Origin of the sequence: Cohnella abietis, assembly GCF_004295585.1 — a bacterium.
Taxonomy (GTDB): Bacteria; Bacillota; Bacilli; order Paenibacillales; family Paenibacillaceae; genus Cohnella; species Cohnella abietis.
The window spans coordinates 1073433-1087319 of record NZ_AP019400.1 but is presented as its reverse complement, the minus strand read 5'-3'; the positions used below and the strand labels follow the sequence as shown (position 1 = coordinate 1087319).

At 45.8% G+C, this 13887-nt stretch carries 14 protein-coding genes; 1 reads left to right on the top strand and 13 read right to left on the bottom strand.

The genetic code is table 11. The features are described from left to right. From KCTCHS21_RS04475 to coxB, 10 genes are all read right to left on the bottom strand, one after another. On the bottom strand, window positions 1-309 hold the full coding sequence (locus tag KCTCHS21_RS04475; RefSeq protein ID WP_130605346.1) for a ferredoxin family protein: 309 nt from the start codon (window positions 307-309) through the stop codon (window positions 1-3). Then, window positions 310-1605: an FAD-dependent oxidoreductase gene (locus KCTCHS21_RS04470; protein WP_130605344.1), complete on the bottom strand. Its 1296-nt coding sequence runs from the start codon at window positions 1603-1605 to the stop codon at window positions 310-312. Further along, entirely contained in the window at window positions 1589-2623 is a 1035-nt protein-coding gene (locus tag KCTCHS21_RS04465) for an electron transfer flavoprotein subunit alpha/FixB family protein (RefSeq protein ID WP_130605342.1), read from the bottom strand. Before KCTCHS21_RS04465 ends, KCTCHS21_RS04470 begins: the two co-directional genes overlap by 17 nt. Further along, window positions 2620-3456, bottom strand: a complete 837-nt coding sequence (locus tag KCTCHS21_RS04460) for an electron transfer flavoprotein subunit beta/FixA family protein (RefSeq protein ID WP_130616348.1) — start codon at window positions 3454-3456, stop codon at window positions 2620-2622. The genes KCTCHS21_RS04465 and KCTCHS21_RS04460 overlap by 4 nt, the downstream gene beginning before the upstream one ends. Before the next feature lie 702 nt (window positions 3457-4158). Continuing rightward, on the bottom strand, window positions 4159-4620 hold the full coding sequence (locus KCTCHS21_RS04455) for a DUF420 domain-containing protein (protein ID WP_130605340.1): 462 nt from the start codon (window positions 4618-4620) through the stop codon (window positions 4159-4161). 132 nt (window positions 4621-4752) lie between these two features. After that, on the bottom strand, window positions 4753-5682 hold the full coding sequence (gene ctaG / locus KCTCHS21_RS04450; RefSeq protein WP_130605338.1) for a cytochrome c oxidase assembly factor CtaG: 930 nt from the start codon (window positions 5680-5682) through the stop codon (window positions 4753-4755). A 113-nt stretch (window positions 5683-5795) separates the two neighbouring features. Next, window positions 5796-6119 carry a cytochrome C oxidase subunit IV family protein gene (locus KCTCHS21_RS04445; RefSeq protein ID WP_130605336.1) on the bottom strand — a complete coding sequence of 108 codons (324 nt, stop codon included), beginning with the start codon at window positions 6117-6119 and terminating at the stop codon, window positions 5796-5798. A gap of 4 nt (window positions 6120-6123) precedes the next feature. Beyond that, window positions 6124-6744 (bottom strand): cytochrome (ubi)quinol oxidase subunit III, encoded by a 621-nt coding sequence (locus KCTCHS21_RS04440; RefSeq protein ID WP_130605335.1) that lies wholly within the window; start codon window positions 6742-6744, stop codon window positions 6124-6126. After that, complete coding sequence (gene ctaD / locus KCTCHS21_RS04435) at window positions 6741-8546, bottom strand: cytochrome c oxidase subunit I (protein WP_130616347.1); 1806 nt, start codon at window positions 8544-8546, stop codon at window positions 6741-6743. The genes KCTCHS21_RS04440 and ctaD overlap by 4 nt, the downstream gene beginning before the upstream one ends. A gap of 72 nt (window positions 8547-8618) precedes the next feature. Further along, entirely contained in the window at window positions 8619-9644 is a 1026-nt protein-coding gene (coxB, locus tag KCTCHS21_RS04430) for a cytochrome c oxidase subunit II (RefSeq protein ID WP_232058071.1), read from the bottom strand. A gap of 421 nt (window positions 9645-10065) precedes the next feature. On the opposite strand from coxB, the gene KCTCHS21_RS04425 reads away from it, so the two are divergent. Next, window positions 10066-10788 carry a YhcN/YlaJ family sporulation lipoprotein gene (locus KCTCHS21_RS04425; RefSeq protein ID WP_232058070.1) on the top strand — a complete coding sequence of 241 codons (723 nt, stop codon included), beginning with the start codon at window positions 10066-10068 and terminating at the stop codon, window positions 10786-10788. Between the two features lie 46 nt (window positions 10789-10834). Here the strand turns inward: KCTCHS21_RS04425 and map are convergent, their stop codons facing one another. The 3 genes from map to KCTCHS21_RS04410 all read right to left on the bottom strand — a co-directional run bounded on the left by map (window position 10835) and on the right by KCTCHS21_RS04410 (window position 13831). Next, window positions 10835-11599, bottom strand: a complete 765-nt coding sequence (gene map, locus KCTCHS21_RS04420) for a type I methionyl aminopeptidase (RefSeq protein WP_269472744.1) — start codon at window positions 11597-11599, stop codon at window positions 10835-10837. Between the two features lie 980 nt (window positions 11600-12579). After that, complete coding sequence (locus KCTCHS21_RS04415) at window positions 12580-12768, bottom strand: hypothetical protein (RefSeq protein WP_130605333.1); 189 nt, start codon at window positions 12766-12768, stop codon at window positions 12580-12582. Window positions 12769-12994: 226 nt separating this feature from the next. Next, window positions 12995-13831 (bottom strand): FHA domain-containing protein, encoded by an 837-nt coding sequence (locus KCTCHS21_RS04410; protein WP_130605331.1) that lies wholly within the window; start codon window positions 13829-13831, stop codon window positions 12995-12997. Window positions 13832-13887 lie beyond the last annotated feature (56 nt).

Sequence of the window (13887 nt, the reverse complement as noted above, 5' to 3'; positions counted from 1 at the left end):
TCACCCGAGTCGAAAGACGATACCATGCCCACCCTTTGGATACACCCACTTAATATTTTGATGTGGACATCCAATCCGGCAGCTCCCGCATTCATGACAGCCCTCATAACCGACATGCATGCGGATTTCCTCCCATTTGTACACCTCAGCCGGGCAAAATATTGTGCATATTTTGTCCGGACAGCTGGTCATACAAACATCCGCGTCCATCACATGCAGGTGAGATTGCGTATCCGCGTTAAAACGAAGCAAATATTGTTTTTCCTCAATGCTAGCCTTTGGGTCAGAGGCTGGCTGCGGCTCACTCATTTACTTCATCACCTTCCATGCCCGAAACAGATCACGGGCAATCTTGAATTTCTGCTTTACTGGACCAATATCCCGCCATATTTTCTTCTGCTTCTCCCGTTTGGAAGCTCCATCTACTGTAAGCATCTGGCTGGCAGCCTTGTTCATCATCGGAATGTATTGGTCGAAGTATTGCGGGAATTTGTCAAAATGATGAGTAGCATCCTTGTATTTCTTCATATCCTTGCCGACAAAGCTGCCCATAAGCCGCTGACGATACTCATCTAGCGATGATTCGGAGAAATCCTCTCGCTCCCGTGCAGCTACAATTGTCTCCGCAGCCAATCGGCCTGAGGTCATCGCCATGTTGGAGCCCTCGCGATGAATGGCATTTACGAGCTGCGCCGCATCTCCGACAACTAACACTCCCGCGCCGACTACCTTCGGTATAGAATGATAGCCCCCTTCCGGTATAAGATGAGCAAGATACTCTTGGGGTTCAGCACCTTGAATGTAGGGACGGATCATCGGATGTGTTTTGACATACTCCATTAGCTCGTAAGGCTTTATCTTATGCTTAATCAGCCCGGAAAGTAACGTTCCAACACCAATACTTAGCGTATCTTTATTGGTATACAGAAACCCGGTACCAAGAATGCCCTTCGTTGCATCTCCGAACAGCTCGATCGTACAGCCTTGGCCTTCCTCCAGATTAAAACGATCCTCAATAATTTTCTTATCTAGCTTCAGAACCTCCATCGTGGCTAGTGCCACCTCGTCAGGTCTGAACTCCTTATGGAATCCGAGAGATTTGGCTAACAACGAATTAACTCCATCTGCTAGCACAACAACATCTGCTCGGAGCTCTCCATCTGGGCGATCCGTTCTTACCCCAACAACCTTCCCATCCTCCACTATGCATTCCAATACGACCGTCTCGTTTACGAGTAAGGCCCCTTTTTCAACCGCTTTGGAGGCAAACCATTGATCAAATTTCGCTCGAAGCACCGTAAAATTGTTAAAAGGCTCCTCTGCCCACTCCATCCCTTTGTAACAGAAAGTAATCGCTGATGCCTTATCCATCATCATAAACCTTTGCTCCACAATCGGGCGCTCAAGCGGTGCCTCCTTATGGAAATCTGGCACGATTTCCTCCATCATTTTGCGATAGAGTACACCTCCCATTACATTCTTAGATCCGGGATATTCTCCCCTTTCAATTAGCAATACGCTAACCCCTGCTTTAGCGAGCTCGTATGCACAGGCTATTCCAGCTGGTCCCGCACCTACGACGATAGCATCAAACTTTTCTGGCATCGACCTCTCCCTCTCTTCCTAAAGCAATTTTGAAAGCTTCGGTTATCATAGGTACGATAGTTAGCGCGTCGCCTACGATTCCATAATGTGCAGCTTGGAAAATGGCAGCAGCGGGATCCTTGTTGATTGCGATAATAAGTCCGGAGTTCTGCATCCCCACGATATGCTGAATGGCGCCCGATATACCTATAGCAAAATAAATCTTAGGAGTTACGGTAGCCCCTGTCTGCCCCACTTGATGATGATGACCGATCCAGCCAGCCTCCACTACATCCCTACTAGCTCCCACCACCGCTCCTAGTGTGTTTGCCAATTGATGAATAACCTGAAAGCCTAGGGGCCCACCCAATCCTTTGCCTCCTGCTACGATAATGTCGGCTTCATCTATACGTATTCGCTGCGTCGTTGTCTGGACGATTTCCAGTACCTTCGTGCGGATGTCCTCTTCCTTAATGGGGATACTCTCATGAATGAATTCCCCAGTGGCTCCGTTATTTCGAGACAGCGCTTTCATAACTTTCGGTCGAACAGTCGCCATCTGTGGACGATATTTCTTACACAATATCGTTGCCATAATGTTGCCGCCAAAAGCCGGTCGACTCGCTAATAATAAGCCAGTATCCTCCTCAACATCGAGCTGTGTTGTATCTGCCGTGAGCCCTGTTGGAAGATCCGTTGCCACTGCGCTCGCTAAATCCTTGCCCGTAGAGGTAGCTCCATAGAGTAAAATTTCTGGTTTATACTTTTCCACACAAGCGAGCATCGCTTTCATATAGCTTTCCGTGCGGTAGAAACGATATATCGGATCATCGTATACATAAACCTTGTCTGCTCCATATTCGACTACCGTCTGTGCTAGCTCCTGAACATTTTCTCCGATTAATACACCGGCAAGCTCTGTTTTTCTTTTTTCGGCTAACCATTTACCTGCACCAAGCAACTCAAGCGATACAGGAGCTACAATTCCGTCCTTCTCCTCAATAAAAACCCAAACCCCGCGATAATCCTCCATATTCAAGAGACTCCACCTCCAGCTGTAGCACCGAACAACTCTTTATGCTCTAGCATGACGGCAAGCAGCTGGCGAATTTGCTCATTTGGCTCACCCTCTAGCAATTGACCACCTTGAGGCTTCTTCGGTGCCCATACCGAGCTAACTATTGTAGGTGAACCTTTAAGTCCGAGCTGTGTTTTGTCGATGTCTTTCAGATCGCTCACCGACCAGATATGTGGCTGATAACGAGCAGCCCTCAGCATATTAGGAAGCGAGGAATAAGGAACCTCGTTAATTTCCTTTTCAACCGAGATCAAGCAAGGTAGCGTCGAACGAATAACCTCATATCCATCCTCCAGCTTTCGATGAACAATCGCATAGCCCTCCGCTTTGTTCAGCTCTGTAACCTTATTAACCGAGGTTAGTGGTGGCATATCCAATCTTCGTGCAATTCCCGGACCGACTTGACCTGTATCACCGTCTATTGTCATTTTGCCGCATACGATCAGGTCGATTGGAGTGATCTCCCCGATCTTTTCTAGTGCTTTCGTTAACGTATAGCTAGTCGCTAGCGTATCTGCTCCCGCAAAAGCGCGATCCGTAATCATATAACCTTCGTCTGCACCAATCTCGATGCATTTTCGAATGGCTTTTACTGCCGGGGGAGGACCCATCGTAAGAACAGATACGATTCCGCCATAACGCGCTCTTAGCCTAACCGCTTCCTCCACCGCGTGTGCATCGTACGGATTCAGTATTGCTGGTGCACTGGACCGATCCATTGTATTTGTTTTCGGGTTCATCTTAATGATCTTCGTGTCCGGCACCTGCTTAATACAAGCGACAATATGCAGCATGCTGCTCACCCTCTCCGACAATAACTGAACTCCCGGTTTAACTGTTCATCCTATCTATATTAAGCAAGTGCTCATAACATGACTTTGGTCTGTCCGGTTGCTCGCTGTTCTTGGGGGAGTTTGGATGAGTCACGATTGAGTGCTGTTGTTCGAATATTTCGAGTAACGAGGTCTGGATGAGACGCGATTGAGGGGTGTTGTTCGAATATTTCGAGTAACGAGGTCTAGATGAGGCGCGATCGGTGGCCGATGTACGATGTTTTCGAGCAATGGGGTCTGGAGGAGGCGCGATTGAGGGGTGATGTTCGAATATTTCGAGCAACGTGGTCTGAAGGAGCCGCGATTGAGTGCTGTTGTTCGAATATTTCGAGCAACGTGGTCCGGAGTAGACGCGATTGAGTGCTGTTGTTCGAATATTTCGAGTAACGTGGGCTGGATGAGACGCGATTGAGTGGTGTTGTTCGAATATTTCGAGTAACGTGGGCTGGTCGAGGTGCGATTGATGGGTAATGTACGAAATTTTCGAGCAACGGGGTCTGATTGAGGCGTGATCGGTGAGCGATGTACTATATTTTCGCGCAACGAGGTCTGGATCGGGCACGATTAGTGGGCGATATACGATATTTTCGAGCAACAAGACTTCCTGGAACATAAAAAAAAGCCCATGGACGCTTAATGTCCAATGAGCTTTCTTCAACTTACTTAACCGAATATCGCATTGATAACCGGCTTCGTATGACCACCTGGGTAGCACAGATACAACAATACATATACCGTGACACCCGTAATCACTGTAGCAAACCAGATCTTTGCAGTTGTCCTGCCCCACTTGCGGTGCTTTGCGAAATTCTTACGATAAGCCAATGTAAGCGTAGTGATCCCGAAAACGGCAGCAACAGTCGCTAGTACGATGTGAAACAATAAGAAAGCCAAATACACATTCTTCAGGCTTTCAGGCCCATTAAACATCGTATTGCCGATAAAGATCGTCCGAGACACATAGATAATGAAGAAACAGGAAGCCGCTATAGCCGCTCCAACCATGACCTTTTCATGCGCTTCTCGCTTACCCTTAATAATCAACCGCCAACCAATGGCTACTAAAATTCCACTGATTAGAATGAAAGACGTGCTGACAAGTGGAAAAATATCATACCACGACATGTAACATTCACCCGCTCTATCTTCATAACTGCTAGCTTTCTTTGTTCCTATTGTACCTGTACACTAGCTTCAGTTCAAACGTTTAGGCACACCGTCACACATTGTTAATAACTATTCGTATACCCGATGTCATTAACGATATCTGTCCGTGTCGTTCAATGGACTAACTGCTACGGGCTCAAGGGTAGGATCAACCTCTTGCGCACGTTCCCTGCGATACCATTGCATGAATACGGTATAGAGCGCAGCCGCGTTAACGAATTCCTGCACCAGCTTCATTACGATTCCACCAAGCTGCTGATCATCTTCAGTACTTAACATATTAAAGAAGGAAGGTCCCTCGAATTGACTAAGCAATACGGCAGGGTCACCAGACATACAGTAGCCCATCGCTTTGACCCAAATCTCTGGATCGTTATATACCCCGAACAAGGGTGTAGTTGCGAAAATAATCATCGCGCAGGCTGGAGTTAGCAATAGCCCACCCATAAAGATATAACCTAGCGTAAGCAGATTGGACATCCGTTTCCATTCCGGAATTGGACAATAGACATGCCACCACATTATTAACGAGGATAGCAGGAGTAAAATATAATAAAGCTTGTGAACAGTAATATGCGTCATAATCCAATCATGATTGGCTGGCATGTGGTAGAAAGAAAATAATAAGGTAAACAATAATAGGCTAACGATTGGATTCATGAAAAATTGAAAAATACGTGCACGCCAGAATGAAGCTGCGAAAAGCCTTCTCCATAGCCAATCCGGTATAGCGTATATCAACATTGGCGGGACAACAATATATGCTATCGCCATATTGGTCATATGGAACGTAAACATCAGGTGTCCTAATAAGCTAAGCGGACCGCCCTGCGTCAAATATAGTAGCACTATCGATAAAACGAAAGCCAATTGACGAAGGATAGACACGGGCTGGCTTCCTGCAAATCGATGTCTCCATGGACCGATAACGAACGTATATAAAACAATAATCGCCATCATGAAAATCATGAACACCGGACTCCATAAGTCACGAAAAGAGAAATATTCCAATCCCCACATAAGTCGTCAACCTCCTAGTTCAAGTAAACCTAAACCCACTAATTGTGAAAAAAAGAGAGGTCGGATTTTGGCCCGCCTCTCTGCAATTTATTCCTTTAATTCCGTTGCTTCCCTTACCACCAAACCCAGTACAATGCCATGACTACCATCGTTAAGACGACGAATATTCCGGCAAAGATCCCAATAATCGGGAACATATGTCCGCGGTCCTTCATATGCATCCAGAAAGCCATCTGAATGAACACTTGAACAACAGCCATAGCTACTAGAATAATGTAAGTGAATGTCGCATTGATTTCTCCCGCAGAAACGGCTGCAAAAGCAATGATTGTAAGTGCAAGCGACATGACAAATCCAACAATGTGTTTCTTTGGTCCTTCGACCTTATGACGCTTTGTTTCTTCTCCAGAAGCTGTATGGTTATGGTCGCTCGACATAAGATTAAACAGCCACCTTTCCCATCAAATAAACAACGGTGAAGATGAATACCCAAACAACGTCGATGAAATGCCAGTAGATAGCGGAAATGTATACTTTGGGAGCGGTAACGACCGTCAATCCCTTTTTCAATACTTGACCGATAACAAGAGCAATCCATACTACACCGAAGGCAACGTGAGCTCCATGAAAACCAACTAGTGTATAGAATGAAGAGCTAAATGCACTAGTCGTAAATCCATGTCCCTCGTGAAGATATTCTCTGAACTCATAAATTTCTAGTCCAAGGAAGACAAGACCAAGAACGATTGTCACAATTAGCCAGCCCAGCATGGACTTCTTATTGTGATGATGCAACGCTTGAACGGCGAATACGCTCGTTAAGCTTGAAGTCAAGAGCAGCATGGTAGCTGCGAATACCATTGGAAGCTGGAACAGCTCTTCAGAAGAAGGACCGTCTCCGATATTATGACGCAAAGCTAAGTACGCCGCGAACAAGGTTCCGAATAGGACCGTTTCCGCACCAAGGAATATCCAGAATCCCAAAATCTTATTACGTGCTTCTAGGGTTGCCTTTTCCGGCTCGTGTGGCAATTTTCCGTCTGTATGGTCGTGTGAGCTCATGCCTTCACCCCCTCATCCTGATCTTCAGGTTCGATATGGAACCCGTGATCATCAATTAAGGAACGGACAACCATGCAGCCTAAAGTGATTGCTAAACCAATACCACCAATGATAAGGCGATCATACATAAATCCGAACCCTGCAATAAATAATCCAATACTCATAATTAGTGGCAAAATCGATGGAGATGGCATATGAATCGATCCAACTGGTTCGGATGGTGTCATTGCCGTCTTACCTTCCATCTTTTCCTTCCACCAAGCATCATAACCGCGAACGAGCGGAACTTGTTTGAAGTTGTACTCTGGCGGAGGTGAAGGAATTGTCCACTCAAGCGAACGTCCATCTTCCCAAGCATCGGCTGCTGCGTTACGCGGTTTAGCCCAAGTAATGAAGATGTTCAGCAAGAATGCAATTGTACCAATACCCATGAAGAATGCGCCAATTGTACTAATAAGGTTCATATCGTCGTAGCCCTGACCGCCTAAATAAGTGTAAACACGGCGCGGCATTCCGAGTAGACCCAAGAAATGCTGGATGAAGAACGTCAAATGGAAACCAATAAAGAATGTCCAGAACGTAATTTTACCAATGGTTTCGTTCAGCATACGACCGAACATTTTTGGCCACCAGTAGTGCATACCTGCGAAAATACCGAATATCAAACCACCCACGATAACGTAGTGGAAATGGGCAACTACAAAGTAAGTATCGTGATACTGGTAATCTGCTGGAGCAGAAGCCAACATAACCCCAGTTACTCCACCCATTACGAATGTCGGGATAAATCCAATTGCAAACAAGTTTGCAGTTGTGAATTTAATCGATCCGCCCCATAAAGTAAAGAGCCAGTTAAAGATCTTTACCCCAGTAGGAACCGCGATTAGCATCGTAGCGATGGAGAACAGTCCGTTGGCAACAGGCCCAAGCCCTGTCGTGAACATGTGATGCGCCCAAACCATGAATCCAAGGAAGGCAATCAGCACAGTTGCGAATACCATGGAGCTGTATCCAAAAAGACGTTTACGAGAGAATGTACTTACGACTTCAGAAATAATACCGAACGCCGGTACGATAAGTATATATACCTCTGGATGACCAAACACCCAGAAAATATGCTCCCATAATACTCCGCTACCCCCATTTCCGACTTCAAAGAAGTTGGCTTGGAATAGCCTATCGAACATGAGCGCGACCAGACCAACAGTCAGTGCTGGGAACGCGAACACGATCAACGCTGAAGTAATGAAGATTGCCCAAGTAAACATTGGCAGTCTCATGAAGGACAATCCTGGCGCACGCATATTAATAATTGTCGCCATAAAGTTAATACCACCGAGCAATGTTCCAATACCCGCAATTTGGAGACCGATAACGTAATAATCGACCCCGTGACCCGAGCTATAGTTCGGTCCTGCTAGCGGAACATAGGAGGTCCAACCCGCATCTGGCACAGTCCCTGCAAACCAGCTAAGGTTTAACAGCAATCCTCCGAAGAAGAAAGTCCAGAACCCAAGGGAGTTCAAGAAAGGGAACGCTACGTCACGTGCACCGATCTGAAGCGGAATAACCGCATTCATGAGGGCAAACAAGAGTGGCATAGCAGCCAAGAATATCATCGTCGTACCGTGCATCGTTATTAATTCATTAAATGTGTCACTGGAAACGACGTCATTCATCGGTTTCATGAGCTGAACCCGAATTAGAATCGCTTCCAAACCGCCGATAAGGAAGAAGAACAGCCCTGCGATCAAATACAGAATCCCGATCTTCTTATGATCGACGGTCGTTAGCCAATCCATCAAGCCGCTATATCGCTTGACTGTGTGTCCATGTGCTGCCAAGGCCACGTACCTCCTTAAATTCCTGCTTGATTAATAGTCCAGCTTATATTCAGCCAAGTACTTCGAAATGCTTGCTACCTCTTCAGGAGTTAAGCTATTGTCTAAAGCCTTAGGCATCGCCGCACCAACCTTATATTTCTGAGGATCGGTGATCCAGTCATGAAGATTTTGCTCGGCAGTAGCTTCATCGTTATAAAGAATACCGCCTACTGTTTGGCGTCCGCCTATACCCGTTAGGTTAGGTGCACCGCTACCGCCATTCTCGCCGACAGCATGACAGCTTAAGCATTGTGAAGTGAATTTCTCCGCTATTTCAGCGTCTGCTGGCATAACCGCTGGAGCCTTCATTGCAGAAACCCAACGAGCAAAGGATTCTGGACTAACTGCTTTGGCTTTGAAGTCCATTAGAGCATGTGAGGTTCCGCATAATTCCGCGCACTTGCCCCGGAAAACGCCTTCCTTAGGAAACTCTAGAAACATTCTGTTTGTTACGCCAGGGTTTGTGTCCATTTTTCCGCCGATAGATGGTATCCAGAAGGAATGCTTAACATCCGCTGATACCAGCTCGAAAGAAATGACTTTGTCCGTAGGAACAATTAATTCCTGAGCTGTTGTAATTCCAAGATCCGTATACTCAAATTCCCACCAATACTGATGTGCCGTTACTTTCACTTGCACAGCATTCTTGTCTTTACTGTAATCTTTGGCCAAGCCAAACACATCATTGATCGTTGGCACACCAAGAATAACTAGCAGAACAAGAGGAATAACCGTCCAAATGATTTCGAGCGTGTGGTTTCCTTCGACTTGCTTCGGTATTGTCTTGTCACCTGCGCGACGGCGAAAGCGAATCAAAACATAAATACAGATAGCAAAAACAACAACAACGACCAATGCCATGATACCAATAGAAAGTTTCATTAAATCTAATTGTTTCTCAGCTACTGGTCCTTGCGGATTCAGAGTCGAGAGGTCTTCTCTTCCACATGCCGACAAAAGCAGCACCAAACCTGTCAGCAGCGGAAGAAGCCGCTTCATTACGTGCCACCGATTCATCTTATCAACCCCAATTTGACGTTTTCATAGAAATTCCTTGTCCTGTATGACAAAGAGCTCTACATTACACGGATGTTGAACCAAACAACAAACGCTCTTTAAACACTCTAATAAATATAAAGATTGATCTGTCAGTTTGTCAATGTTCACAGAACAGTTCACAAATTGTTCTCATAACTGTCAAAAACGCCGCCGCTGTAAGGATTTCATGCATTTCAAGAGATCTTGTACAACCTTGCTGCTCTGATCCATGGGCATATCATCCATTTATAGTCTCAACTTTTGTGTCTTTTATTCCCTCCCCTTCTTTTTACCAATAACTCCGGGTATTATGTGCGGCTCTTCCTGCTATCTTCGTGCATACTTTTCTATCGACAGTTAATCCTACATTTATGACTAATTGTTTAGAGGAGGTTGTCCGATGTCAGTAATACGTTCATGTGCCTTTATTGGGATTTCTTTATTACTCAGTCTCCAGATGGGATGCAATTACAAATCCTACTTTCAGAAAAGCTCCAATGATTATGCAAGCAGAGCCGCCAATGATCCGAAAATGATGCATGTCCGCTCCTACGGCTCACTAACTAACAATCCCAAGCAGCACGATAATCGTTATTTTGAATACAGCTCCGCTATTTCGAGTAAGGTTGCCGCTCTGCCTGGTATTAATACGGCAATTGTTTTTTTAACTGATAAGAATGCCTATGTATCCATCCTGACGGACTGGTCAGCTACAGGAACGGAAGCCCGAGGTGGTCCGAGAACTCATGAGCAAGACAATTCGGGTACGACCGAAGGAGTATACAACGTAAGCACTGGCAGTTCAAAATGGGATAACCGTCAAGCGTCAACTCCTTATAACTCCTATTTTTCTCATAAGGACTATACTGATTTATCCACTGAGCTTAGGCAGGTCATTGGGGATACGGTTCGAAGCTCATTTAAGCGCGCTCAAGAGGTTCACATCTCAGCTAACCGGGAATATGTCAATCAATCACTTGAATTCGCCAAAGTCGCTTGGCTTAAGAAGCCTCTCTCGCCTTTAACCGCTGAATTCAACACACTGGTGAAATATACCTTTGGGATGGGAAACACAATTCCAGTGCCTTTGTACTTGAACAAAAAGCAGCAGCCGGGTCGCTAATCCGAAGAGTCACGGGTCACGACTCGGTCTCTGCATAAGGCTTTATTTATTTAGTCAAAATGATTGGTCCTGCCGCTGTTATAGCGACCGTATGCTCGAATTGGGCGGCAAGTCCGCCCTCCACGGTCAAAGCAGTCCAGCCATCCTCCGCAATATACACTTCTGGAGAACCAATTGTGAGTATAGGCTCAATTGTAATGACCATTCCCTCTTTCAGTTTGCGCCCCGTTCCAGCATTCCCAACAAAAGAAACCTCTGGTTGCTCGTGAATAGTCCTCCCTATTCCATGCCCTCCAAACTGACTCACAATTCCGTAGGCACCGTCCTGGGCCACCTCAACTACCGAGGCTGCTATATCACCAATGGTGTTACCAGACCTCGCTTGAGCGATCCCATTTACCATTGCTCGATACGCAGCTTTGCGCAATCGCACCGCGTCTACAGTTAAGTTGCCTACACCATAGGTCCATGCTGTATCTGCCATCCATCCATTCAGTTCCACAACGAAATCCAAAGTTACAAGATCCCCGTCGCGCAGTAACCGCTCATTCGGCATCCCATGGCACACACATTCATTAACCGCTGCACATATGGCATAGGGATAGCCGTGAAAGCCCTTCTGAGCGGCTTGAGCACCATGCATGAGCATATATTGTTCCGCAAAATCGTTAAGCTCTAGAGTAGATATGCCGGGTCTTACCCGCTTCCCCAGTTCACGTCTAAGCTGTGCTGCAACCTTTCCCGCCTTTGCCATCTGGATAAGCTCATCATGCGTACGAATGGGTATTCCGCGTCCACCTTTAGCCGACAATATCCCACCTCCTATTACTTCCTATTTATATTCAACGGAGGGTAAATGCAATACTGTGCGCGTTGTAGATAAGTTTATGGAGCACCGGGGGATGTACATGCTGGCCTTCATACGAAACAGGAACATCTGGCTAACGAATCCAGCAGCTCTTATTTGCTCAAAATCTAGTGGTTTTATATTGTAACGAATTCCAGACATCTTATATCCAGCAAAATAGCTTCGTTCCTCCCATATATCACTCAATAACGCCACAGCAGTTCGTTAGACAAAAAAAGGAGTCATTTAATGGCTAATAAGCTCAATACAGTTCGTTAACTAATTACACATAGTATCTTCAATGCAGGACACTGTAGGCAGAGTGTACTCGATAGTGGATGCGCTGGATTGCAGTAGGTTAGGTGGTACTTGGTATGCAGATGCAGTGGGATCTTACAGGCGAATGTACTCGTTATGTGAATGCAGTGAGATACGTTAGGCTAGGAGGTAATCAGTATGCCAGTTGCAGTGGGATGCTTACAGGCGGAGTGTACTCATTATGTGAATGCGGTGAGATACGGCAGGCTTAGAAGGTAATCGGTAAGCAAGATGCATTGGGATACTGTAAAAGAGGTGTTACTTAGTAAGCCAGATGCAGTGGGATACTGTAAAGAGGTGTTACTTAGTAAGCCAGATCCAGTGGGATACTGTAGGAGAAGTGTTACTTGGTAAGCGAGATGCAGTGGGTAATGTAAGCTAGATGGTATTCGGGGGGCGAGATAGGACTCGGTATGTGAGATGCAAATTGGATGCGATATGCTTGGTGCAAGGTTCACCAAATGACATAAACAGTTTTCGCTGTCTTGTGGGTAGCGAAATAATGTTGATGTCGGAGTTTATTCAAATATGAATAAGAGTGAAACTTATACAAGCTGAATTACCAAAAAAAACCGACAAGGAACTGGATAACCCCTTTGTTCCATGTCGGTTCTCTCTCCGCAGCATTAAGAAGCAGGAGAATTTAATTTAGTAAGCTCGCGTTCAACGAGCATGGTTAGCTCATCTTCATATCCACCGGTAATTCTGTATTTACGAATATAATCTTTAACAAACTTGCGCGGATCCTTGGGGCGGAAAATTCTAGTCAGTTCTCGCAAACTTTCTTGAACTTCATTGTGGCTACGTTTGGCCATGCAATTCCCTCCCAGTGGAATGGATTCCGACCCGGCGCAAATCCCGGAACGGAGGCGATATTCGCCACCCGGAGAACCAAATCGGGTTCTTCCTTCAAGTTTCGATTGTTCCACCGCTACTTGCCATAAAGGATTACGTTCCTGCATTTGTTCATTATACCATTATTCGGCTGGGGGATAAAGTAAAAAACATTAGGCTCTTGTTACCACGAAAGTAAAGTTTATGTTATGAATTCACCGCATCTAAAACCTCGAAGACATGATCATTACCTGATAAAGAAAATCGATCTCCAGCACGAAGCTCAACCCTTTTTCCAGGCTGAATCCGTTCTCCATTCGAAAGAAAAGTACCGTTGGAAGAACCATGATCCTCCAGCGTAAACAGCCTGCTCTCCTCCATATATCTTAGCGTGCAGTGAAGGCGGCTTATTTCACCTGCCTCATAAGGAAAAAGAATGACACATTGCCTAGGATCTCGACCAAACGTTAACCGACGGTTTAAGACACGGTAACCATTACCCGCATGCTCTCCCTCTACTCCATACACCCTCGGCTCACCATCGTCCGCAAGCTCCGCTTGATCAGGATACGCAAGTAGCTGGGTAGTTGGAATCGTATAGTCTGTCAACGGGTTATGTTCATACTCCGAATCATCTGTTGCATCCTCATCTTCCCAGACAGGATCGACAGAATCATTTACTGAACCATGATCTTCAGCATCTCTCACCTCAATGCCTTCAATCCCCTCATTTGTATGAGTTGATAAATCATTAAGCTCCTTGCCTCTGGCTGCCATCTGCAGAAAGGCGATTACTGCAGCAACGGCAACAGCAATACCAACTCCAAGCGCAGCAAGAAGTGGAAGGGTTCCCACCTTGACCTGAGATGCCGATGTTTCCAATGATCCTGCAGCAGATACGCTTATTGGCACAACGATAATTCCTAGCAGAGAAACAACTGTAGCAGTTATCCCCCAAATTGCCTTAGCATTGCGAGGCAGCTTGCTCCTCTCAAACTTAAAGCGATCCCCCCTATCTTTATTTACTTGTTCGCTATCCTTCAAAATATTCACCCCCCATTTTTTCGTATTCCACGCAATATTGTAAACGCTTTCCTTAA